Here is a 23,256-nt window from a genome sequence, read left to right on the forward strand (position 1 = left end):
AGATTTTGTCATGCGATCGCTCTTGAATACCTTTGTCAATTTACGAGACTTGGAAACAAGCACTTTAGAAATACCAAGCTAGAACACAAAGTTACTAGTATCATTCATTGCCTGTAATGTAACATTGTCCAACTGAATAAATGGTCTAAAAACTGCCGTACCCATGAGACCATCACGATCAATTTGGAGAATGGTACTGTTAATATTGCTACTTTGTACCAGTCGTACATAACCATCAGCGATCGCATCACTGCCGTTATAACCACCAGTGACCAGACTATCTAGTAACTGTGTCAGTACAATTTTGTCGCTACCAACAGTAAAATCGGTAATGCGATGACCGACTTCTCGAATACTGGTGTAGACAAACTCATCATTGCCAGCACCTCCTGTAATTATTTTGCTACCAGTACCACCGACAATGCGATCGCTGTCAGTAGTGCCAATTAATGGATCGCGACTGCCATTACCGTTAATAATACTTAATTGGTCGAAAATTGTCACAGTAGCAGTAGCTTGAGATGTATCGATGTCATAGTTATTATCAGTAGCCAAAGTTAGATTCACAGTTTCGTCGTTTTCTGTGAAGTCGTCAGCCACTGGATTAATAGTAATATCGACAAAGGATTCACCAACGGCGAGACTAGCGATACCAGTGATTTGGTCGTAGTCATTACCATTGTTAGCAGTACCAGCAACAGTATATTTAATAGCTAGTGCTGTATTGATGTCGCCAGTGCGACTAATGCGAAATCTTGCTGAGTCATTTTCAATCTCGACAGCGTTGGCATCAATAGCAGTAATGCTGACTGTAGATTTACTGGGAGGATTAGTATTTAATGCCCACAATTCCGGACCAGATATACCATTATCAGCAGTGAAATAGAGGATACCGTTGACGTATGTTAGGTTGGGAGGTATATCGTAGTATATCCTGTCGTTATAGTAGACAAAAGAGCTACCAGACCCTGGCTTGAGGTCATTCACCAAAACAGTACCTTCTGATGTACCGTCGCTCTTCCACAACTCTGCACCGTGTATACCATCGTCTGCAACGAAGTAGAGTGTACCGTTGACATCTGTGAGATTGGAAGTATAGTAAATATAAGTGTTATAGTCTACAAAAGAACTATCAGACCCAGTATTAATATCTTTGACTAAGACAGTACCTGCTTCTGTGCCATCGCTTTTCCACAACTCTGCACCGTGTATACCATCGTCCGCAATGAAGTAGAGTGTGCCGTTGACATCTGTGAAATTAGAAGTAAAGTTCAAGTTAGAATATACGTCTAATAAGTTTGAAAAAGAACTGCCAGACCCAGTATTAATATCTTTGACTAGAACAGTACCAGATTCTGTACCATTGCTTTTCCACAACTCTGCACCGTGTATACCATCATTGGCAATAAAGTAGAGTGTACCGTTGACATCCGTCAGGTCAGGATCGAAAATATACAATCTAGTAGAGTCTTGAAACTTAGAAACAAAGGAGACATACTTGACCAAGACAGTACCCGCTTGTGTACCATCGCTTTTCCACAATCCTGTCTGATCGGCGAAATAAAGTGTATCGTTAACGTTAGTCAGGTTGGATGCACTAATATCTTTGAGCGAGACAGTACCCGCTTGTGTACCATCACTTTTCCATAATTGAGTTTTATTGTTATTGGAAACAGTGAAATAGAGAGTGCCGTTAACATTGGTTAGTTGAGAGAAATTGCCGTTAATAACAGACCCATCAGGGCTGATGTCTATGTCTTTAACTAGAACTGTACCTGCTTGGGTACCATCGGTCTTCCACAACTCAAAGTAACCGTGGGTACTATCATTAGCCCGGAAGTAGAGAATACCATTGACATCAGTCAGTTGAGAAGGACTAGAACTACCAGATCCAGGATAGATGTCTTTGACTAGGACTGTGCCATTTTCAGTGCCATCGCTTTTCCAAAGTTCAGTACCGTTGATGCTATCGTCAGCAGTAAAGTACAAGATGCTGTTAATACTGATTAAGTTGGAGGGGTAAGAATAGTATCGTTCATAACGATCATATTCAGGGTTAATGTCTTTGACCAAGACAGTTCCTTCTGATGTACCATCACTTTTCCATAATTCTCCACCATGAATGTTGTCATTAGCAGTGAAATAAAGCTTACCGTTAACTTCAGTTAGGTTAGAAGGAATTATTATCGGATATTCATTATCATCATAATAATTACCAGGGCGGATATCCTTAACCAAATATGGTTGAGCTACTTCTGCGGTACTGGCATTGTCAGTTATGGTGACAGTAGCAGACCTCTTGGATGTATCCAGAGCATAGTTAGATAAAGTAAACAGTGTAAGAGTGACAGTTTCAGTTCCTTCTTTGTAGACATCATTGACTGGGGTAACGTTGAAGTCTACAAAGGATTCACCTGCGGCAATGGTTATAGTCTCGGTGAGTTGATTGTAATCGCTACCATTGTCAGCAGTACCACTAACAATGTATTTAACTGTTAAGGCAGTACTGATATCGCCAGTGCGGCTGATGCGGAAAACCGCTGGATTGTTATTAGTCTCGGCGGCTTCAGCATCAATCGCAGTCAAACTGACAATAGGGCTAGCTACAGAAGATGTAATATTTAATGCCCATAACTCTTTGCCGTGGATACCATCGTCAGCACTGAAATAGAGAATACCGTTGATGTAAGTCAAGTCGGTAGGATATGAGTTGCTAGACCCAGGATTAATATCTTCGACTAGGACTGTACCAGCGGTTGTGCCATCGCTTTTCCAAAGTTCAGTACCGTTGATGCTATTAGTGGCGACAAAATAAAGGATACCATCGACATTTGTCAGGTTGGAGGGTTCAGAACTACCAGACCCAGAATTAATATCTTTGACTAAAACTGTACCAGCTGTTGTGCCATCGCTTTTCCAAAGTTCAGTACCATTAATGCCGTTATCAGCAATAAAGTACAGGATATTATTAATACTAATTAAGTTGGCTGGGTTAGAACTCCCAGATCCAGAATTGATGTCTTTGACTAGGACTGTACCAGCTGTTGTGCCATCACTTTTCCACAACTCTGTACCGCTAGTACCATCGTCAGCAATGAAATAAAGAATACCGTTGACATCAGTCAGGTAGAAGTTGGGTTCTTCGTAGTAATCATAATTAGTATTACTATTGTAGAAATTCTTAAGTAGGACTGCACCCTCTAGTGTGCTGTCACTTTTCCACAATTTATAATTATTAGAGCCGATACCCCCGCCAGTCACAAAGTAAACTGTGTCATTGATGCTCAGCTGTTCCAACGGAAAAGAGTTTACGTCTGTTATAAGGACAGTACCTTCTTCTGTACCATCGGTTTTCCACAACGAATTCTCTATATTTTCTATGGAGGTTGTGAAATACAGGATACTGTCGGGGCCGATGGATGATAGAAAGAAGGACGCAAGTAAACCGCCTAAATAAGGAGATAAATCTTTTACTAAGACAGTACCCTCTGTTGTGCCATTGCTTTTCCACAACTCTATACTGGTACGACCTTGCTTAACAATAAAATAAACAGTGCCGTTAACATTAGTTAGTTCTCCCAGAGGACTATAGCCATAGTAAGAGCCAAAATTATCCTTAATTTCGGTAGTACCAAAAGTAGTACCATTACTTTTCCATAACCCGAAATCAAGACCATTACCGGCAAAAAAATAAAGAGTGTCATTTACATTTGTGAGATCGTAAGGTCTGGAATATTCACCATAAGTAGAAATGTCTTTAAGAAGGACAGTACCGCTATTAGTGCCATCACTCTGCCACACCTCGTAACCGTGGATGCCGTCATCAGCAACGAAATAAAGAGTGTTATTGACGTTGATGAGTTGGTTGAGAGAGGAACTATTAGACCCACTGTTAATGTCTTTTACCAAGTATGGTTGAGCCAATACTGCTCCATACGCCGCCAAGGTTGCCAATTCAAAGGCAAGTTCAGTAGTACTATTTGCTGTTTTTACCTCCAGTTCCCAGTCTCCCCCTAATGCGCTACTACCTGTGCGGTTCTCTGATGCCAAAACTGTAGCCCCTGTCAATTCGCTTAGGCGATGCACAAACGCTTGGCCTAACTGTGTTTGAGCAACATCGCAACCATATAACAATATCTGTGCATCAATACTTAAAGCCTCAGTCCAATGCATCAATTGACTAGCATAATGGTTGAGAGTATGTTGCCCTAGTTCTGTGTTCCCCAGGTACACTCGTCCCGGTGCGCCGTGGGAGATGATATGTAAGCTAGCAATTCTAATTCGCCCTGCCAGTATTTCGCTAATTTGCTCTACTCCATCTCGTGCAGCATTCAAAATAACAACTTCTGTATTCGGTAATACCCCTGCAACTAGACTTTGGTAGTCCTCAACTGTAGGGTCAATGAATACTAAGCAGCTTTTAGCGTTTTGTCTGTTGAAAAGTGGTGTTTGAGTGTTTTCCATTACGTGATCTCAACTTCAGAGAAAAATAATTAACACTGATATCTTTGCTTTATAGGACTTATGCAATAACTCTATGAAACGCGTAAGTCCTGTTTTATTAGTAATTGTTAACGCAATCAGTTTTAAAGCTACTAATTAAAAAAGTGGTAAGTTGTTCTAACTTGTGAACGAAATATTTATTAACAAAAGTATATTAAACAGCAATAACCTATCAGTTAAATTGCTGATATCTAAGTATTTAAAATAAGTGACTAATGCTGAAAAAGCAATGTAAAAATTTTGAGTGACAAAATATTTATATCTGCTTCACATAGATAAAGGAATCATGAAGAGACAAGCGTAGTTTTTCACTTAAGCAAGGAAATGGGTCTAAAAAGCTTCAAATATCAACTATCCATTAAATTGGTTAATACTTCCTCAATTGCTTATTGGAATCATCGTATTGCCTATTTACGTAAGGAGCGATCGCAGATCATTAGTTAAAATGTCTGTAAATTAATTCTTTGAAATCATTTATCTTTTGTGAATGTCCTCTACCCTCACATTTGCTAAATAAGCCATGCAAAACACAGACACAACCTTAAAGCTTCGCCTGTGGACAGTTGAAGAATACCACCGGATGGCTGAGGCGGGGATTTTTGGTGCAGATGAACGAGTAGAACTCCTTGAAGGAAACATTATCTGGATGATTGCGAAAGGAACAGCCCATCGTTCAGCAGTGGGAAGGACAGATTATTTGCTAAAAAACCGTTTAGGAAATCGGGCTTGGGTATCAATTCAAGAACCTATAAAGTTAAATGAACAATCTGAACCAGAGCCGGATATTGCTGTCGTTAAAGTAGACCCACTAGACTACGCAGACCACCATCCTACCCCGCCTGAAGTTTATCTGATTATTGAGGTAGCAAATAGCAGTTTGAAATTAGACTGCGAAACTAAGGCAAAAGCCTACTCAAAAGCGGGAATTGCAGATTATTGGGTGCTAGATGTTGTTAATCGGCAATTACATGTGTTTCGGGAACCAACTCAGGATGGCTATCAAAGCCAAGTAGTTTTGAAAGAAAATGCAACTATCTCACCTTTAGAGTTTCCCGATTTGCGGATTGTGGTTTTAGAAATGTTACCACCAATGCATCAGCCTCAAAATACATGAATAGGGGCATATATCTAGCATATATCTATCTATATGTACGCCCCTACAGATAATTTATTTGTGACCAAGTTTTTTGTAAATATCAGCCTCTGTTACTGTTCCAAGGCCCCCAGATAGCGAAGGTAATACCGGGAGTTTGGATGTTGACAAACATAGTCTTACCATCAGGCGAGAAACAGGCTCCAGCAAACTCATTAGTATTTAAGGCATTACGTGCAAAATTATAGAGTTCGCCATCAGGAGTTACTCCTCTTAAGAACTGCTCATCATCTCCATCTTCACAGAGAATAAGATCACCAAAAGGTGCAATGACTATATTGTCGGGGCTGTCAAGTTCGTCTACAGATGTAGATTCTACAAATAGTTCGATTGTCTCTTTTTCGGGAATGTAGCGCCAGACTTGACCTAGCCCTAAAGCACCACCACTCGTACAACAAAAGTAAATTTCACCATTGCCGTACCAGATACCTTCTCCACGGACAAACTGGGCTGCTCCCTTTTCAAAACCTTCAATTCTTACAGTATCTTCAGGTGGATTAGGATTAGTAATCGTTACCCATTCCACTTTCATCGGCTTACGCAAGGGAAAACCTTCACCTGTCATCGCCTGGGGCATATTCTTGATTTTTAGAGCTTGCAAAATGCCCCCAGCTTTGAGATTACCTGGTTGTTTGGGGATAAAACGGTAGAAAAGACTACTTCCGTTATCTTCTGTCTCATAGACAATGCCTGTTTTGGGGTCTACAGCCACAGCTTCGTGATTAAAGCGTCCCATAGCGATTAGAGGTTCAGGCTGTACAGGAGAAGTGGCGCTAGCTGGAACCTCAAAATTATAACCGTGGAAAGTTGAAACATTATTAGCGGGATTTGCTGGGTTATTTGTAGTCGGTGTAGAAGTGTTTTCTTCACAGCTAATCCATGAACCCCAAGGAGTTAGTCCACCTGCACAGTTACGATAGGTTCCACTTAAAGAAGTAAAGTGTTTGATTAGCTGACGATTAGACCCAACAACCAGCGTTGTTGTACCACCTTTGCAAAGGGGATCGTAGGGTCTTGGCCCGATGACTTGTGTACCCGAACCAGGGCTAAGTTCGTGGTTGCGGACTAAAATTACTGTGTTTCTTGGCCCACGGAAAGCCGCCATACCATCATGACCACCAGCAACTAAAGTGCCATCGTTCATGAGATCGCCTGTTAAAGAAAAAGTCCGATACTGAAATCCGCGTGGTAAATCTAACAAGCCATTCGGGTCTGGTACAAGTGACCCATATCCTCTACCAAGTTTTTGACCAAAAGCTTTTCTGGCAAGCAGACCTTCTAAAGGAGATGCCATCAAAGTACCAGCAGCGCTCGCACCCGCTATTGCAAAGAATTTACGTCTTGAAAAACTCATGAGGATATTTTGGTTACTTAAATAAATGCTGAGAAGAAAATATTTTATTTTGATTAAACTTAGGTAATGTTTTATTTAATGTGTGGTTAATTAACTAAATTAGTCTTTTGAAATTTTTTCAAAAGACTAATTTATTGAGATATTGAGGCATATAAAGCAATTAATTAGTTTTAAGTATTGGATTATAAAAAAATCCTGAAAACTTCGTTCATATTTTATTCGTTTATTTATACCTTAAAAGGTAAAAATGACTGTTAAAAAAAGATCAACAAGAATAATGCGGCGTTATTAAACAATATTCTGTTTAAGATAAGTTAAAGATTTATTTAACTCAATAAAATATAATATTTATTACGCAAACTAGATATTTTATTTGTGATTTCTCAAAAAAATAAGCATACTTTCAAGGAATTAAATTGAATTTAATGATAGAATCTCCTCAGATGTTTATTAAACATGAATCAAGTCACGTATAGACCAATCTTTATCAACGTCTGATGTATCTGGCTAGATGAAGTGACTAGCTTATATTTAATAGGCTATACATCTTTATTATATGCCTGATTTAGATACATAAATTTTCTTGATTTCGCCTTTTTGAGGCACAATTCAGTATGACATCAAATACTGATAAAAAGTTTACTGAAACATTAAAATCTACTGCTGTTTTCAAAAAAAATGAAAAGCATTTGTAATCAAATCAAAGCCACAGTAGCGATCGCTGCTATGACCTCTATTACTTTAGTTAACATTCCTAGTGCTGATGCAGCTTCTTTTGAGCTTACTTGGTTAGGAGATCAAAGTTATTCGGCTAAAGGAAAGTTCAGCTATGATGATAGTTTTTCAGGAAATATTGTTACCCAAGATCAACTGACTGATTTCGCTATTTCCTTTTTTAATCCAGAGGGGAATTTATTACAAAATTTTCAATACGATTTTCCCAATTCCAACAGTAATTTCAATTTCAACTTTGACACAGTTACCAAGACTGTTCTACAAAGTGATAATTTTGACACACCTAATGGCTTCGATTTAGGAAGTAATTTTGCCACAGATGTAACAGGTTTCTTCTTCTATACTTATGCAAATGCTGAAGAAGGATTATCAGAGGCTAAGATCTTCTTAAAAGATGACCTTTCGCCAGAAGTATGTGATACATATCCAAACTGTAGATTGGATGTTGGAGGTCAATTAACAGCAGTTGCTGTTCCTGAACCTGGAGCAATTTTAGGTTTGTTGGTAGTTGGTTCTTTGAGCCGAGTATTGAAGAAGAAGCTAGCATTATAATTCGTAATTCGTACCTCGGCTTCGCTCGACAACCTAATTCGTAATTAAGAGAGTAAAATTTATATCAATTGCAATTACGAATTAATTTGACGTTTTTTTGATAGTTGTTATCAGGCTAGTAGTTTAGATATGTAGGACTTCTATTTGATTTTTGAAAAAAACTCGGTATATTCTTATGTTTCTCCCCTGTTCTTTGTTCTCTGCCTCTAGGAATGATTCACCAAATCAAACCGGATTACTATACTTGCTGGATAGATAATTAGGTTGAAAATAAACGCTCAAATCAATTGATAGCAAAGGGCGATCGCCATACAATTAAGTAAGGGCGTGTTTCGATGCAAACAAGTTAGATGAATGCTGATGAGTTTTTCAACCAAGGGTTAGATAAAAATTTATGTGAAGATTACCAAGGAGCTATAACCAGTTATACTCAGGTAATTCAGCTGAATCCTAACTATGTAGAAGCCTACTATAATCGAGGTATTATTCTCAGCAACGTATTAGAAGATTACCACGGTGCGATCGCTGATTTCAATCGGGCAATAGAAATTAATCCCAATTTTGCTGAGGCTTACTACAACAGGGCTAACGCACGTTACTTTTTAGCAAATTATCACGGAGCGATCGCTGATCATCATCAAGCATTACAAATTAATCCCAACTTCGCCCAAGCTTATCATAGTCGAGGTAATGCCTATTTTCTTCTGGGAAACTATGACAAAGCGATCGCCGATTATTATCAAACCATAGAGCTGAGCATCAACTTAGCTGATTATATACATCTTGATATAGCCACAGCATTTTATCATCGAGGTGTTACTCATTTAGATATGGGGAATAATCTAGGAGCGATCGCAGATTTTCAGCAAGCTTTACAGTGGTATCCTCATTTTTCTGAAGCTTATACTATTCGTGGTCATGCTTACTATAATTTAGGAGAATATCACCAAGCAATCGCTGATCACAATCGCGCATTACAATTAGATCCTAATCTGATTGAGGCTTACCATAACCGGGGTCATGCTCGTTATGCTTTAGGAGATTATCAAGGTGCAATTGCAGATTATAATCAAACATTAGAAATTAGCCCAGACTTCACAACAGCTTACTACAATCGGGGTTTAATTTATTCTTATCTAAAAGACTATCAAAAAGCTATTGAAGACTTTAATCAAGTTCTGCAACTAAATCCTGATGATGCCCAAGCATATTACGAACGGGGTTTAGTTCGAGAAAGTCTAGGCGATTATTACCAAGCAATTGAGGATTACAATCAAGCATTACAGATTAATCCCAATTTAGCTTTAGTTTATGGCTTTCGGGCTACGGCTCATCGCTATTTAGGCAATTATCAAGCGGCAATTGAGGATAGCAATAAATTACTACAACTCAATCCTAATCTAGCTGAAGGATATTGCGATCGCGCTACAGCTTATCGTTGCTTAGGAGATTATCATCAAGCAATTGCAGATTACAATCAAGCATTGCAGATTAATCCCCATTTAGTAGAAGCTTATTACGGTCGGGGTATTACCCGCGAAGCTCTCATAGATTATGCAACAGCAGTAGAAGATTACACCCAAGCCATACAACTGTTTCCTGACTTTTCTTTAGCTTACTGCAACCGTGGTAATGTTCTGCGTCTTTTAGGAGCCGAACAAAGAGCCTTTGCAGATTACAATCAAGCATTACAGATTAATCCCAACTTAGCCGAAGCCTATTACAACAGAGGTTCTCTGCATTACGCTTTAGAAAATTATCAAAGTGCAGTAGAAGATTACACCTTAGCGCTACAAATAAACCCCCACTTTGCCACATTTTACAGCGATCGCGCTCATACTCGCTATGCCCAAAAAGACTATCAAGGGGCGATAGAAGATTATAATCAAGCAATTGCCATTGACCCTAGCGTTGCTGAAGATTGGTACAATCGGGGTCGTAGTCATTTTATGTTAGGAGACTTTAAAAAAGCATTGGCTGATTTAACCCAAGCGTTACAGCGTCAGCCTCATTGGGCTTGCGCTTACATGCTGCGGGCTGATATTCGCCGTAGCCTCCAAGACTATCCAGGAGCAATTGCTGATTTCCAAGAATCTGCTGCTCTTTATTCTCAAGCAGGAAATACCCAGCATTACCGTCAAATTATCACAGCGATCGCCGAACTTCAGCGATCGCTCATGTTTGATTCTGCAAATAATTTCTTTTAATACATAATTTCACAAGAGTAGTATTTTTGCCATAAAAATTAAACAGAAGTAGGGTTAAAAGTGTCGGGGATGGAGACATCTTCATAAACATCATTTAGATAACAAGAAAAATTTAGACTGGCCAACTCTAATTTTTGATTGGCTCTATAGCCATAAAGCTCCCATCTGCCCTCTGCATTATGCCGGAAACAATCAACACGTTGACGATTTTGACTGATTAAGACATATTCTTGCAACGTTTCTAATTCTTGATAATCACTAAATTTATCACCCCTATCTAAAGCTTCAGTGGAGGGTGATAGAACTTCAATAATTAAGCTAGGATAGCGTTTGAAATATTCAAAACTTGTATCTCGTTGGTCGCAAGTCACCATGATATCAGGATAGTAAAAAATATTCAGAGATTCGATGCGTACTTTCATGTCAGCAACATAAACACGACAACCAGTTCCGCGAATGTGATTTCTGAGTAGGGTAACTAAGTTAGTGGTAATTGTGACATGAGCATCACTTGCCCCTGCTATTGTATAAATCTGTCCTTGGATATATTCATGTTTAATCAGGCTAGATTTTTCAGTTTCCAGGTATTCTTCTGGTGAAAGATCAGGGTGAGATTGGCTTAGAGTCATACAACTAGCGATCGCACAAGGCTAAGTATAATTCAACGACACTATATATTTAAATACTTCTTCTCATCACACCACAAATCACACTAATCAAATCAACTGGTTCGACAGGTTTGGAAATATGGCGTTGGAATCCTGCTTTTATTGCTTGTTGTTCATTCATTTCTCCAGCATAAGCAGTTAAAGCGATCGCTGGAATATTTCCTCCCTGATCTGGTGGAAGATTTCTAATCTGCTGTATCAATATATAGCCGTTTATTTGTGGCATTCCAATATCGCTCAACAATAAATCAGGTTGAAACTGCCTCAAAGCGGCGAGTGCTTCAGTTGCAGAATCTGCCATGACTACCTCTGCTCCTTCTTGTTCCAGCAAAAAAGCAAAAAACTCGCGGCTATCAGCATCATCATCTACTACCAAAATCTTCATACCATTTAAGCCTAAAGCTTGCTCCACCGACTCACGGACTTGATTTGTCTGCTCTGGAATTAGCAATAGTGGTAGCTTCACCTCAAAAGTTGCTCCTAGTCCTTTTCCCAGACTTTCAGCCTGAATCGTACCACCATGTAACTCAACTAATTGACGCACAATTGCTAGTCCTAATCCCAACCCACCAAACTTTCTGGTTGTCGTGCTATCAGCTTGACGGAAATAATCAAATACATAAGGGAGAAACTGGGGAAGAATACCTTCACCATTATCGCTAACTGTAATTTTAGCTACCGAGTCTAAGCGTTCTAGGCGAATTTCTACTTGCCCCCCTGACGGTGTAAATTTAATGGCATTCGAGAGCAAATTCCAAACGATTTGCTGTAAGCGGCTAGAATCGCCAGCAACTTGCCCTATATTTGGTTGTAGGATCGTCTGTATTTGAATTGACTTTGCATCAGCCGCTAACCGAACTGTTTCCATCGCGTCGCTAATTATTGATGCTAAATTAACTGGGGTAATATTAAGATTGAGTTTGCCTTGCAGAATGCGAGATACATCCAATAAATCTTCAATTAATTGAGCTTGTAACTTAGCATTACGCTCGATAGTTTTTAACGCTTCTGTTGTCTTTATGGGATCTAAATTTTGGGACTGAAGTAAGCGTGACCATCCCAAAATTGGGTTTAGGGGTGTACGCAATTCATGGGACAAAACTGCCAGAAATTCATCTTTAACTCGGTTGGCAGTTTCTGCTGCACTTCTTGCTGTTTGTTCTGCTTCGTACAGGCGGGTACGAGCGATCGCCTGGGCGCATTGTTGTGCCAACGATAAAATAAACACTTGTTGCTTTCCATCCAAGTACTGCGGTTCAATAAAACCAAAAGACATGCCACCGACTGCCCGACCTTCAACCATCAACGGCACGGAAATCCAAGCATCGAATTGGTGCTGTTCATAGTGTTTTGTTAAATGTGGATAACGGATGGCTCGTGTTTGTGATGGTTCTGCCCAAATGGGCTGTCCAGTTCGTACCGCTTCTGCTAAAGGCACAGGCTCATTAATAGAAAACCGCTGCCAAGCTTTGATTTGCTCAGGTTCACAGCCTACGGCTCGAACAACTTCAAGCTCAGTGCCAGTCTCATTGACTAAAGCAACAAGGGCAAAATCAGCACTCAAAGCTGCAATTCCTTGATCTACGATTACATCTGCCACCTGAAGAGGAGTTAAAGATTCCGAAAAAGCAGCCGTCACAGACTGAAGCCGAGTCATGTGTTCAGCAGATTGCTCTGCGGCTTGTTGCGACTGCTGGGCTTCTCGATAGAGGCGGGTATTATCAATGGCGATCGCGGCTCGATGGGTAATGTCTTCGGCCAAAGTCACATCTGCTTCATTATAATGGCGATCGGATTCAGCCGTCACAAAGGAAATTGCCCCTAAAATCTGCCCACGGGCAATCAACGGTGAAACAATGGCAGATTTTAAACCTAGTTCGCGCAACATTCGCAGATGTTCAGCATCTTGAGCCACCATTACCAATGCCGCATCAGGAATTTCAGATCCCATTTCGGTTTTCCCGGTTCGCAGCACGTTAGGCACTCCCTCCAACTCGTCAATTTGTCTGGGATATTGTCGATGAAGTTTCCAGCCCAATTCCGCTTTCGTTGGATCACGATGAGCAACAGCAACCCGATGAATAAATTGATTATCTTCTAACAAATCGATCGCACACCAATCGGCAAAAAACGGCACTATTAAATTCGCAACACTTGTCAGAGTGTATTCATAATCCAAGGAAGATGCTAGCGCTGTGCTGACTTCTGCGAGAAATGCCCAACGCCGCTGGTCTGCTTCTGCTTTTAAACGGGCATTTTGCTCTTGAACTTGCTGCCGTACCAATTGCACACGTTCCGCTTCTACTTGTTTGCGTTCAGTGATGTCGTGCATCACAACGACTGCCCCTTGGTTTTCACCCTGGCTATTGGCGATCGCCTGTCCACTAGCAAGCAGCGTCTTCGCTTTTCCGTGTTTGGGCGCAATCACCATTTCCACATTCTTGATTGTCTGTCCCTGTAACGCTCGAAATAACGGAATCTCGTTTTTAGACATCCGCGTTTTGCCATCGGATAAATACAGGTCGTAGAACTCTGCCCACTCATCGGGCGGTAGTGGTTGTTCTGGCAAGCCATGAAATTCTCGCGCTGCTCGATTAAATAAAGTCAAAATCCCCTCGGCATTACACGCCACAATTCCTGCTTGCACATTATCAAGCAGCACTCTCAGTAATTCCTGTTCTTTTTGCTTAGCTGCTTCGGCTTGTTGCTTCTGTGCAATTTCCAATTGCACAATTTTATGAGCTGCTGATCGCATTTCTAGTTCATCCATCACCACTGCGGCAAGATCGGCCAAAACAGCTTTTTGCTCATCAGTTAAGGCATTACGCGGTTGTGTATCTAACAAACACAGAGTGCCTAAGTTGAAGTTATCTTGAGTAATTAATGGCGCGCCAGCATAGAACCGTAGACCGGGTTCATTTTGTACAAATGGATTATAAGCGAGACGACTGTCTTGTTTAGTATCGGGAATGATTAATATCTCGTTAGATAATAGCGCCAAACTGCAAATAGTTTCATCTCGCTGCACCTCGCTCACATCAAAGCCATAGGAAGACTTGAACCAACCTCTCGATTCATCAACCAGAGAAACCAGGGCGATCGGCATATTAAATAAACGCGCTGCCAAGGAGGTGATACGATCAAACGCAACTTCCGGTGGGGTGTCAAGAATATTATATCGCCGCAATGCCTCTAGCCGTTCTACCTCATTTGCAGGTAAAACGGCGGTTGTTACAATCGGTTTAGGGGAAGTGTCAGTCATGGACTTTGAGCAAATGAGCGAGTAAAAGCTAGAAATGCAACGTGAATGATATTATTATTACTCGACTTCAAAGATGCCTGACTAATCCAGCCTCAGTAGAGCTTAATGAAGATTTCCCCGAACAGGTATCAGACTGATAACTGAATTAGTTGTGGCTGGGCAAATTAACCTTCAATCGTTTAAACATTGCTTGTCGCGCTTGTACAGCCAGTTCGTCATTTAAAGGTTGTAAAGTGATAGGCTGCTGATATTTGAGACGCAATGCTGTTTGAATTAACCAATCAGCGACAAAGGGATTTTTGGGTAACAATGGCCCGTGGGAATAAGTAGCGATCGCATTTTGATAAAATGCTCCTTCTGTCCCATCTTCACCGTTATTGCCTAAGCCGTACACCACACGCCCCAATGCTTCTACTTTGCCTAGTTTGGTGCGTCCGCCATGATTTTCAAAACCCACTAGATAAGGTTTGCTACCTGTCATCTCTGTTAAATCTTGTGCCAAGCGGGAAGCTGTAACTTCAATTACCAAGTTGCCAATACAGCGTTTAGTATTTTCACCAGGATGAATAGAAACTAAATCGAGTATTCCCAAACCTTCAATTCGCTGTCCTAATCCTGGTTCATAATAATGTCCTAGTAATTGGGGAGAACCACAGGTAAAGACTCCTGGTGTGCCATTTTCAATTTTCTCCCGCATGGCATCGGCTTTGGCTCCTTGCAAATCACGCATGACAATTTCTTGCTGGCGGTCTTGTGCGCCACCACCAACGATGACATCTACGGTTTTAATATCTGCGGCTGTGGCGTTTTGATCTAGAGGTAAAACTTTGACAGTGTATCCCCGCCACTGAGCGCGACGTTCTATAGTAATCACATTACCGCGATCGCCATAAGTACTCATCAGCGTTGGATATAGCCAACCGATTGTTAATTCTAAATTTTGAGAACTCATAAATAACTCTTGATTAATCAATAATAATTTTTATCAGCTTATAGTGAAATAACTCTCTAGGGAGACTCCTTCGTGTACGTTTGATCCAGATTATGGAGATTTGCGATCGCACTAATAACTATTTACTCAAATATTATATTGGCTGTTTGCAAAGTAATATTAAGAACATACAGCAAATTTCATTTGATGAGGTACATTACGCTCGTCTCTAATTCCTAGTCCTTAGCCCCTCTCTTCTTAAAAGACGTACTATACGCAACCGAGAAACTTTGTAAATCTATCAATCACTTGATGATCGAGGAACGAGAAAGAGCCGATAACGATTCACCGTGGAAAGAAATATTAGAAGCTTACTTTCCCCAAGCCATGCAGTTTTTCTTTCCCCAAACAGCCGCACTCATCAACTGGGAACGTACCCACGAGTTTCTTGATAAGGAATTTCAACAAATAGCACCCAAAGCTGAACTTGGTAGAAGATACGCAGATAAATTAGTCAAAGTTTGGCAAATTCAAGGAGAGGAAATTTGGCTGTTGATTCATGTAGAAATCCAAGCTAAATCAGAAGATAACTTTGCCCAAAGGATGTTTTCTTACAGTCTGCGAATTTTTGACAAATTTGCTCAACCAGCTATTAGCTTGGCAATTTTATGTGATGCAGACTCGGCATGGCGACCAAATCAATACAGTTATAATTATCCTGATTGCGGTCTGCATTTTAGATTTGGTACTGTCAAACTGCTGAATTATCAAAATCAGTGGACAGAATTAGAAGCAAGCGATAATCCTTTTGCAACAGTGGTAATGGCACACTTAAAGACACAGCAAACCACTAAACAACCAAAAGAGCGAAAAATCTGGAAATTTAGCCCTTCGGCTCCGCTCAGGGCTAACGGTGAGCGAAGTCGAACCGTTAGCCTAATTCGGCGATTGTACGAACAAGGACTACAAGAAAAGGATATCCGTAACCTCTATCGTTTTATTGATTGGGTTATGATTTTACCAAAAGTGTTAGAAGCAGAATTTTGGCAGGAGTTTAAGGTATTTGAAGAGCAGTGCTTTGCGCGGGTTCCCCGCGTTGTAGCAACTGCGGAGCAGGAGCGTACCAGGAGCGTACCATGAGTTACATTACCACAGGTGAGCGCATTGGCTACGAGAGAGGAAAACAAGAAGGAAAACAAGAAGGAAAACTGGAACAGGCACAAGCCTTAATACTAAGGTTACTGCAAAAAAGGGTGGGAGATTTACCCGCAGAAGTTCAAGAACAAATCCAAAGCCTTTCGCTAGAACAGTTAGAAACACTAGCCGAAGCTTTATTAGATTTTAAGGAGTTCGCTGATTTAATCAACTGGCTACAAGCAAATCATCTAGTTTAGTCAATTGATTTGACCCCCACTAATTGTCTTTAATTTTTAATTAATTTGACTCCCCATTTCCTAACTTAAAGAATTTTTCGACCAGTCAAAATTTCTCGCACTTCTAGCATGGCTGAATAGGTGGGCAGAATGTGCAGAGTTTCGTTATTTGGTGTATGTTCTAATGCAGTAGCAATCGCTTGTTTTAAGTCTGCTTCAACAATTAAATTTAATGTACTTTCAGGAGACTTTTGGCTATAACGCAGACGCAGTGCCATATCATAGACGCGATCGCCACTAACTACTAAGGTTCCTCCGCGTTCGACTAATTTTTCTGTATCGACATCCCAAATCCACGATACATCAGTGCCATCGGGTGTGCGATCGTTCAGTACTAGTAATGTGGTTTTATCGGTGCTTTGAGTAACTACCCGAATTGTTTCGTTTGTCCCTACAGGATTTTTAGATAACAAAATCCGCACTCGTTTACCATTAATGACCAAGTCTTCTGCACGACCAAACGCAGCTTGAAAATTATTAATAGTATCTCTAATTATCTCCTCATCAATTCCTAATTCTTGAGCCGCAGTTACAGCCGCTAAAGTATTATATTTGTTGTACAAACCAACGAGAATTTGTGACCATTCACTACTTTCTAGAGTCGGTTTACTTTTACTAAAACCACATTTAGGACAAGTAAAATCTCCCAAATGGGACAAGTAAACACCTTGATAATCTAAAGAATGCCCACAACTAGGACAATAAATAGAATCGACGGCGTGAGGAATTGCTTCTAAATATTGTGCTGGTTCATTCAAACCAAAGAATAATACTCGTTGGGGTAACTGTTGACCGAGATAAGACAAAGTCGGGTCATCAGCATTAGGAATAACCACCGTTTCTAGTGGGAGAGTAGAGATTACCTTTGTCCAGCGCTTACTAATTGTGTCTACTTCTCCATACCTGTCGAGTTGGTCACGGAATAAGTTTAAACACAGGATAATTCGCGGCTGTAGTGGTTGCAGTACTTTGGGTACGATATTTTCATCAACTTCTAAAATGGCATAATCAACATCCAGTGTTCCCACTAAGTCGGTGCTTTCTAGTAATGCTGTCATCAAGCCATTTTCGAGATTTGCACCTGTAGCATTATGGGCAACGCGGTAGCCTTGACGCTCTAATATTGTTTTTAATAGCAGCGATGTAGTCGTTTTGCCATTAGTCCCAGCAACTAGAATTATCCCGTTTTTCACTTGCTGACTCAACAATTGTAAAAGCCGGGGTTCGATGCGACGGGCAATTGAGCCTGGTAATACACTAGCAGCACCGAGGCGCAGCGATCGCACGATAAACGTCACGTTTTTTGCCGCTGACACCGCAAAACCCAGTCTTAGTCTATCTATAAGTTTTATTGTCTTTCCCACATCCGTACCTTAGTCTGCTAGTAACTGCTAATTAATTAATCTATATTCGCAAATTTAATTTAGTGAGTGTAGCGAATCCTAATCATACTTGCAAGAACACTTCCCGCTTTCGAGAGATAATCCCAGTAGGCGTTATCTTAAAAAATAGTGTGTGGGCTTAATTATATATCTAGCCCAGTTTGCTAAATTCAGCACAACCTCACGACCAGTAGTAGCTTGCAAGGTTCCTTTTGATGAATACCATAAAGTCTGATTTTTTACATAAACAAATTACTAACTGGCGAAAGTTGGTGTTTAAGTGCCTATTACTGCTTGCTTTTTTGTTCATTACAAGTACCCAGCCGGTCTTTGCTGGTATTAATGATGATGTATTTGATGGCAATATTTTTGTAGTTTATGCTGGTAATGGTTCTCTCGTGCCTCCCAGAGAAACGCTATCACAAGCTTTAGCGGCACATAAACCCGTATTTTTGGCATTCTACGTGGATGATAGCAGCGATTGCAAAAAATATGCCATTTCCATTTCCCAGGTACAAGAATTTTACGGTCGCGCAGCAGAGATTATCCCTATCAATGTTGATACTATCCCCCCTAAACAGACATATAACCCTACAGAACCAGGATATTACTATTCTGGGGCTGTTCCTCAGGTTGTGATGTTTAATCAATCAGGTGAGGTAGTTTTAAACAAGAAGGGTCAAATACCTTATGAGGAGATTGACGATAAATTTCGGGAAGTATTCGACTTGTTACCCCGCACAGAATCAGTGCAGTTAAAGCGGCGTGCCTTTAACGAGTTCAGTAGTGAGTTAGCTAAATAACTCTTGAGGTAGACCAATTGGGTCTACCTTGATTTTTCGTGCTACCTGTTACTGCATTCGCCGGGATGCCAAGAGATAATATTTAAATATCTGCCTTATTTTAAGTGAGGAAGTTAATTCATAGTCAAAAATCTATAGTTCTTATCAAATGACTATTGATAATTGACTATTGACCAATGACTAATTAGAGTGTGTTCTGATGTCAAAGGTTTACACTACAGAAGAACTAATCCAAATTTTGGCGGCTGAACGTCAAGCTTGCCTCAAAGGAAAACGGCTAAAATTAGAAATCACAGTTTCTGGCAATCCTGTAATTGACCAGTTTCTCCAAACTGATGGGCTGCAACAGTTTACCGCCTATCAAGATTTTAAAGCTGCCATTCATGACTATCAAAAGGACAATCAAGTTTCAGGCATTGTTTGGCGGGAGGTAAGCGTCAAAGGTAAAAACTTGCGTTATCCCGAAGTAGATAGCGAATTAATTGCTTTAACTAGCGACTTAGAAATATTAAAAACTGCGAAAAACTCTATTTTAGAATTTTGGTATAAAGTAACTAAAAATATGGACTTATATTTGAGTTTTAATAATAATAAACAATACCAACAAATTGTCAAACCTGATGTAGAAAGAATTGTTCAAAGAACAGAATGGGCAAGTTTATGGAAGTGGGAGAATGCTAACTTTTTGGAAATTATTTTGCAGCTAGGATGGGGTCAACCAGAAGAAGCATTTTATAAAAGAGGTAGACCGCGGTCAGGTAGTGAGTATATTCATGCAGTGAATCCTGGTAATCGTCCTATTGGGTGAGTCGAGAATCAATTGCTTTATTTGATGAGTATACCAGCGGAGTCTGGAGTATAACGCCAGTTGCTTGGTTTGGGAAACCCTACCGCAGCACTGGACTTATACCGTTTCACTTTAAAGTTGATACATTTGGGCAAGCAGGGGAAGCAGGGGAAGCAGCACTTCGGCTACGCGGTAGTTGAGCGCAGTCGAAACTCAGTGACCGGAGGCAGGGGGAGTAAGAAAAGTAATTTGTATCAATAATTTCGTGAAATGGTATTACTTATTCTTTATTCTTTGCCCCGAAGGGGTTAGGTAATAGCAGCCATAAGAAATAAGGTGTACCAATCAGGGCGGTGACTAATCCAGAGGGTATTTCTTTTGGTGCTAAAACTACCCGCCCTAAAGTATCTGCTAAAACGACTAAAATAGCACCTAAAATTGCTGTTAGCGGTACTAACTGGCGGTGACGATAGCCGATTGTCAATCTTGCTGCATGAGGAGCTATCAAACCGACGAAGCTGATGGTTCCCACTGTTGATACTGCTGCACCCGCTAAAGCAACTGCTACTGTAACGCAGATAGCGCGGGCTGTTTGCAATCGCATTCCCAAGGTACGAGGTAAGTCTTCTCCTAATGCCATCAAATCGATTTTACGGGCAATTACCCAAGCTATGGGTAACAAAATTAACGGAAATATAATTAGCCGTCCGACTTCATCCCACTGACGAGCGTAGGTGCTTCCAGATAGCCAAACCAAGGCTTGGACTACTCGCAGCTTGGCGGCAACGATCATTAAGTTAATACCCGCAGCACAAAACGCCGAAACTGCAATACCCACTAAAGCCAGCCGTGTCGGTACTATTCCCCGTTGCCAAGCAGCTAAATATACAATGCCGAAAGCTGCAAACGCACCAATGAAAGCTGCTATTGACACCGCTTCTTGGGGGGCATTGGGGATGATAATCATTACTAACAATGCCGCAAAACCAGCACCGGAAGTAATGCCGACAATCTCAGGACCCGCAAGGGGATTTCTTACTGTTCCCTGTAATAACAAACCACTTACTGCTAATGCTGCTCCTGCTAGGGAACCAACTAAAAGACGCGGTAATCGAAGTTGAAATAAAACTTTTTGAGTAAAGGTATTTCCACCACCTTTAAATGTATCAATTAATTGGGTAAAACTAAAGTTAATATTGCCAAATAATAAACCAGCAATGAAAGCGAGTAACAAGCAAAAAATTGCCGTTGACAATACAACTGGGTAATAAAAAGCCGATTTTGATTGAATTTTGATGCTTTCGTTTCCATTACTTTTATTTAGTATTTGCTGAGAACGAGCTAACCAAATTAAAAATGGCGCACCAATCAAAGCGGTAATACTACCAGCTGGTAATTCACTTAAATTAGTTGTCAGTGCCATTGCTACCGTATCCGCAGCTAGCAGCATGACTGCACCCCAAATTGCTGTTAATGGTAGTAATAAAAAGTGTCTGCGACATCCCATTAATTTCACTAAATGGGGAGCTACTAAACCGACAAAACCGATAGAACCTACCACACTCACCGCTACAGATGCTAAAAACACTGCCACCACAGTACTGCTCAGACGATTAAACTGCACTCTCGAACCAAGGGTAAGCGCTAAATCATCTTCCAATAAAAGCGCATCTAGCTGTTTTGCCATCAAAAGGGCGATCGCCATCCCAATTAATATCCTTGGGACTGCATAAATCGTACTATCCCAATTTGTTTGGATTAAAGAACCAGCACCCCAGAAAAATAAATCGCGGGTTTCATTTTCGTAAAATAGTTGCAAAGCTGCACTTATTGCTGCCAATGTTAAAGAAACTGCGACACCTGCAAGAGTTAAGCGAATTGGCGTTATCTTTCCGGCAGCAGCGATCGCATATACTAAAAAAGCTGCCAGCAATCCACCTGTCAACGCTACCAACACAGGTGAAAGTGCAAATAATTCTGGTGCAAAAATTACTGTGGCTGTTACTGCTAGATAAGCACCCGCATTTACCCCCAAAGTCGCTGGAGAAGCCAAGGGGTTACGAGTCACGGTTTGTAATAATACCCCCGCCATTCCCAAAGCCGCACCCACGATAACAGTAATAGTGGCACGGGGTAAACGTAGATAACGCACAATGTTATCGGCATTGCTATTATTAGATGAGAAAATTGCCTTAATTACTGTATTAAAACTTAATTTTGCTTGTCCTTGGGTAATGTGGATAAAAAATAATAGGAATAGTAAAGTTATTCCTACAGTTAAAATTAAGAAAGTATTTCCTTTAAATTTGGACATAGGGAGTAGGGATAAATAATGTTATTTTCCTGCTACTTAAAAATTATCTGTATCTATTTATTTTTAGGAGCATCCCACTTTTTTGAATGTCATTGCAAGCGAAGCGAAGCAATCGCAAAATCCTCCAACTAAGAGCGAGTCGATGCGATTGCTTCGTCGTTCCTCCTCGCAATGACAGTTATTATCTCATTGGAAAATAAAAACTGGGATGCACCCTTTATTTTTTCTGTGAACCCAAGGCTATGAGTAATTCATCTTTTCCTCAAAAGCAGTTACTACTTTATTTACTAAAATTTCTGCGGACAAAGGGCCACCAAATACCCAAGTATCTGATGCAATTGGATAAAGTCGATTTTCTTTGACAAACTGCAAACCTTTCCACACCGGATTATTTTGTAATTGCTGCCAATGACTATTGTTATTTGTAGTAATATAAATAAAGTTTGCTGCTTCTACTTTTGGTAATGCCTCTATCCAAACTGTATTAAATCCAAATGAGTCAAATTTACCTGACCAAGCATTCTCTAAACCAATTTGTTGGAGAATTTGTATCACCATTGCATCATCTGTAAATAACCGCAACTGTGGCGCACTATCACTAAATTGACCTAAGAGAAATTTTCTATTTGCTATTTTTAAATCACTTATTTTTTTTTCAGCTTGTGTGAAAGTGGTCTGTATTTTTTCTAATACTGCTTTTCCTTGCTTCTCACGCTTCACAGTGTCAGCAATTTTGATAAATGTCTGCTGCATTTCTGACAATTGATTTATACTACTATCTGCTGACGGATAAGGGTTAAATAACAAAGTTGGAGCTATAGAAGCGAGAGTATCGTAAATTACTTGATGCCGCAATTCCACACCGATGATTAAATCGGGTTCTAGTTGAGCTATGGCTTCTAAATTTGGTTCGGCTCGCGTACCTATATCCGCTACAGATGCAGCTAATTGAGGCTGTATATCGACAAATTTTTGATAACCATTAATATCTGCTACCCCAACGGGCTGAATCCCTAAAGCCAGCAAATCTTCTACATACACCCATTCTAAAGCAACAATGCGAGATGGTGTTTTTGCTGATATAGATTTATCTTTCGAGGAAACAGAAGAATTATGATAGTTATTTTTGCAAGCAACTGTGAAAGCAGACATGATCATTGCAGTTAGAAAAA

At 40.3% G+C, this 23,256-nt stretch carries 14 protein-coding genes and 1 pseudogene; 7 read left to right on the forward strand and 8 right to left on the reverse strand.

All coding sequences use genetic code 11. The features are described 5' to 3' along the window. Positions 1-78: 78 nt before the first annotated feature. Positions 79-4,464, reverse strand: coding sequence for an ELWxxDGT repeat protein (locus tag QI031_RS26790; protein WP_281482613.1), 4,386 nt, complete (start codon positions 4,462-4,464; stop codon positions 79-81). Between the two features lie 559 nt (positions 4,465-5,023). Here QI031_RS26790 and QI031_RS26795 point away from each other — a divergent pair. Then, positions 5,024-5,617, forward strand: a complete 594-nt coding sequence (locus tag QI031_RS26795) for a Uma2 family endonuclease (protein ID WP_281482614.1) — start codon at positions 5,024-5,026, stop codon at positions 5,615-5,617. Between the two features lie 82 nt (positions 5,618-5,699). Here QI031_RS26795 and QI031_RS26800 read toward each other — a convergent pair whose 3' ends face one another. Further along, positions 5,700-7,010: an alkaline phosphatase PhoX gene (locus QI031_RS26800; protein ID WP_281482615.1), complete on the reverse strand. Its 1,311-nt coding sequence runs from the start codon at positions 7,008-7,010 to the stop codon at positions 5,700-5,702. Positions 7,011-7,688: 678 nt separating this feature from the next. On the opposite strand from QI031_RS26800, the gene QI031_RS26805 reads away from it, so the two are divergent. Beyond that, positions 7,689-8,297 (forward strand): PEP-CTERM sorting domain-containing protein, encoded by a 609-nt coding sequence (locus QI031_RS26805; protein ID WP_281482616.1) that lies wholly within the window; start codon positions 7,689-7,691, stop codon positions 8,295-8,297. Positions 8,298-8,647: 350 nt separating this feature from the next. Continuing rightward, the gene (locus QI031_RS26810) at positions 8,648-10,504 is read left to right on the forward strand and encodes a tetratricopeptide repeat protein (RefSeq protein ID WP_281482617.1); all 1,857 of its coding nucleotides are present in this window, start codon (positions 8,648-8,650) and stop codon (positions 10,502-10,504) included. A 38-nt stretch (positions 10,505-10,542) separates the two neighbouring features. Here QI031_RS26810 and QI031_RS26815 read toward each other — a convergent pair whose 3' ends face one another. The 3 genes from QI031_RS26815 to QI031_RS26825 all read right to left on the reverse strand — a co-directional run bounded on the left by QI031_RS26815 (position 10,543) and on the right by QI031_RS26825 (position 15,386). Next, entirely contained in the window at positions 10,543-11,133 is a 591-nt protein-coding gene (locus tag QI031_RS26815) for a Uma2 family endonuclease (protein WP_281482618.1), read from the reverse strand. Positions 11,134-11,182: 49 nt separating this feature from the next. After that, positions 11,183-14,434, reverse strand: coding sequence for a GAF domain-containing protein (locus QI031_RS26820; protein ID WP_281482619.1), 3,252 nt, complete (start codon positions 14,432-14,434; stop codon positions 11,183-11,185). Positions 14,435-14,579: 145 nt separating this feature from the next. Then, entirely contained in the window at positions 14,580-15,386 is an 807-nt protein-coding gene (locus QI031_RS26825) for a type 1 glutamine amidotransferase (protein WP_281482620.1), read from the reverse strand. A 291-nt stretch (positions 15,387-15,677) separates the two neighbouring features. Between QI031_RS26825 and QI031_RS26830 the strand changes: the two are divergent. Beyond that, a pseudogene (locus QI031_RS26830) lies at positions 15,678-16,759 on the forward strand (DUF4351 domain-containing protein). Positions 16,760-16,824: 65 nt separating this feature from the next. Here QI031_RS26830 and QI031_RS26835 read toward each other — a convergent pair. Continuing rightward, positions 16,825-18,162 carry a MurT ligase domain-containing protein gene (locus QI031_RS26835; protein ID WP_281482621.1) on the reverse strand — a complete coding sequence of 446 codons (1,338 nt, stop codon included), beginning with the start codon at positions 18,160-18,162 and terminating at the stop codon, positions 16,825-16,827. Between the two features lie 233 nt (positions 18,163-18,395). On the opposite strand from QI031_RS26835, the gene QI031_RS26840 reads away from it, so the two are divergent. The 3 genes from QI031_RS26840 (at position 18,396) to QI031_RS26850 (ending at position 19,970) form a co-directional block, all read left to right on the forward strand. Beyond that, the gene (locus QI031_RS26840; protein ID WP_281482622.1) at positions 18,396-18,983 is read left to right on the forward strand and encodes a thylakoid membrane photosystem I accumulation factor; all 588 of its coding nucleotides are present in this window, start codon (positions 18,396-18,398) and stop codon (positions 18,981-18,983) included. A gap of 199 nt (positions 18,984-19,182) precedes the next feature. Further along, a complete protein-coding gene (locus QI031_RS26845) occupies positions 19,183-19,791 on the forward strand; it encodes a hypothetical protein (protein ID WP_281482623.1) in 609 nt (202 codons plus the stop codon). Beyond that, a complete protein-coding gene (locus QI031_RS26850; RefSeq protein ID WP_281482624.1) occupies positions 19,788-19,970 on the forward strand; it encodes a hypothetical protein in 183 nt (60 codons plus the stop codon). Before QI031_RS26845 ends, QI031_RS26850 begins: the two co-directional genes overlap by 4 nt. Positions 19,971-20,050: 80 nt before the next feature. Here QI031_RS26850 and QI031_RS26855 read toward each other — a convergent pair whose 3' ends face one another. After that, positions 20,051-22,084: an iron ABC transporter permease gene (locus QI031_RS26855; protein WP_281482625.1), complete on the reverse strand. Its 2,034-nt coding sequence runs from the start codon at positions 22,082-22,084 to the stop codon at positions 20,051-20,053. A gap of 240 nt (positions 22,085-22,324) precedes the next feature. Beyond that, positions 22,325-23,236, reverse strand: coding sequence for an ABC transporter substrate-binding protein (locus tag QI031_RS26860; protein WP_281482626.1), 912 nt, complete (start codon positions 23,234-23,236; stop codon positions 22,325-22,327). Between the last annotated feature and the right edge of the window lie 20 nt (positions 23,237-23,256).

Origin of the sequence: Halotia branconii CENA392 (assembly GCF_029953635.1) — a bacterium.
Lineage (GTDB): Bacteria > Cyanobacteriota > Cyanobacteriia > Cyanobacteriales > Nostocaceae > Halotia > Halotia branconii.

Bases quoted from the DNA above. Each gene is read 5' to 3' on its own strand.
- QI031_RS26795 (WP_281482614.1), top strand. From the start codon at position 5,024: ATGCAAAACACAGACACAACCTTAAAGCTTCGCCTGTGGACAGTTGAA.
- QI031_RS26840 (WP_281482622.1), top strand. From the start codon at position 18,396: ATGAATACCATAAAGTCTGATTTTTTACATAAACAAATTACTAACTGG.
- QI031_RS26815 (WP_281482618.1), bottom strand. From the start codon at position 11,133: ATGACTCTAAGCCAATCTCACCCTGATCTTTCACCAGAAGAATACCTG.
- QI031_RS26820 (WP_281482619.1), bottom strand. From the start codon at position 14,434: ATGACTGACACTTCCCCTAAACCGATTGTAACAACCGCCGTTTTACCT.
- QI031_RS26800 (WP_281482615.1), bottom strand. From the start codon at position 7,010: ATGAGTTTTTCAAGACGTAAATTCTTTGCAATAGCGGGTGCGAGCGCT.
- QI031_RS26790 (WP_281482613.1), bottom strand. From the start codon at position 4,464: ATGGAAAACACTCAAACACCACTTTTCAACAGACAAAACGCTAAAAGC.
- QI031_RS26845 (WP_281482623.1), top strand. From the start codon at position 19,183: ATGTCAAAGGTTTACACTACAGAAGAACTAATCCAAATTTTGGCGGCT.
- QI031_RS26860 (WP_281482626.1), bottom strand. From the start codon at position 23,236: ATGTCTGCTTTCACAGTTGCTTGCAAAAATAACTATCATAATTCTTCT.
- QI031_RS26805 (WP_281482616.1), top strand. From the start codon at position 7,689: ATGAAAAGCATTTGTAATCAAATCAAAGCCACAGTAGCGATCGCTGCT.
- QI031_RS26825 (WP_281482620.1), bottom strand. From the start codon at position 15,386: ATGAGTTCTCAAAATTTAGAATTAACAATCGGTTGGCTATATCCAACG.
- QI031_RS26855 (WP_281482625.1), bottom strand. From the start codon at position 22,084: ATGTCCAAATTTAAAGGAAATACTTTCTTAATTTTAACTGTAGGAATA.
- QI031_RS26810 (WP_281482617.1), top strand. From the start codon at position 8,648: ATGAATGCTGATGAGTTTTTCAACCAAGGGTTAGATAAAAATTTATGT.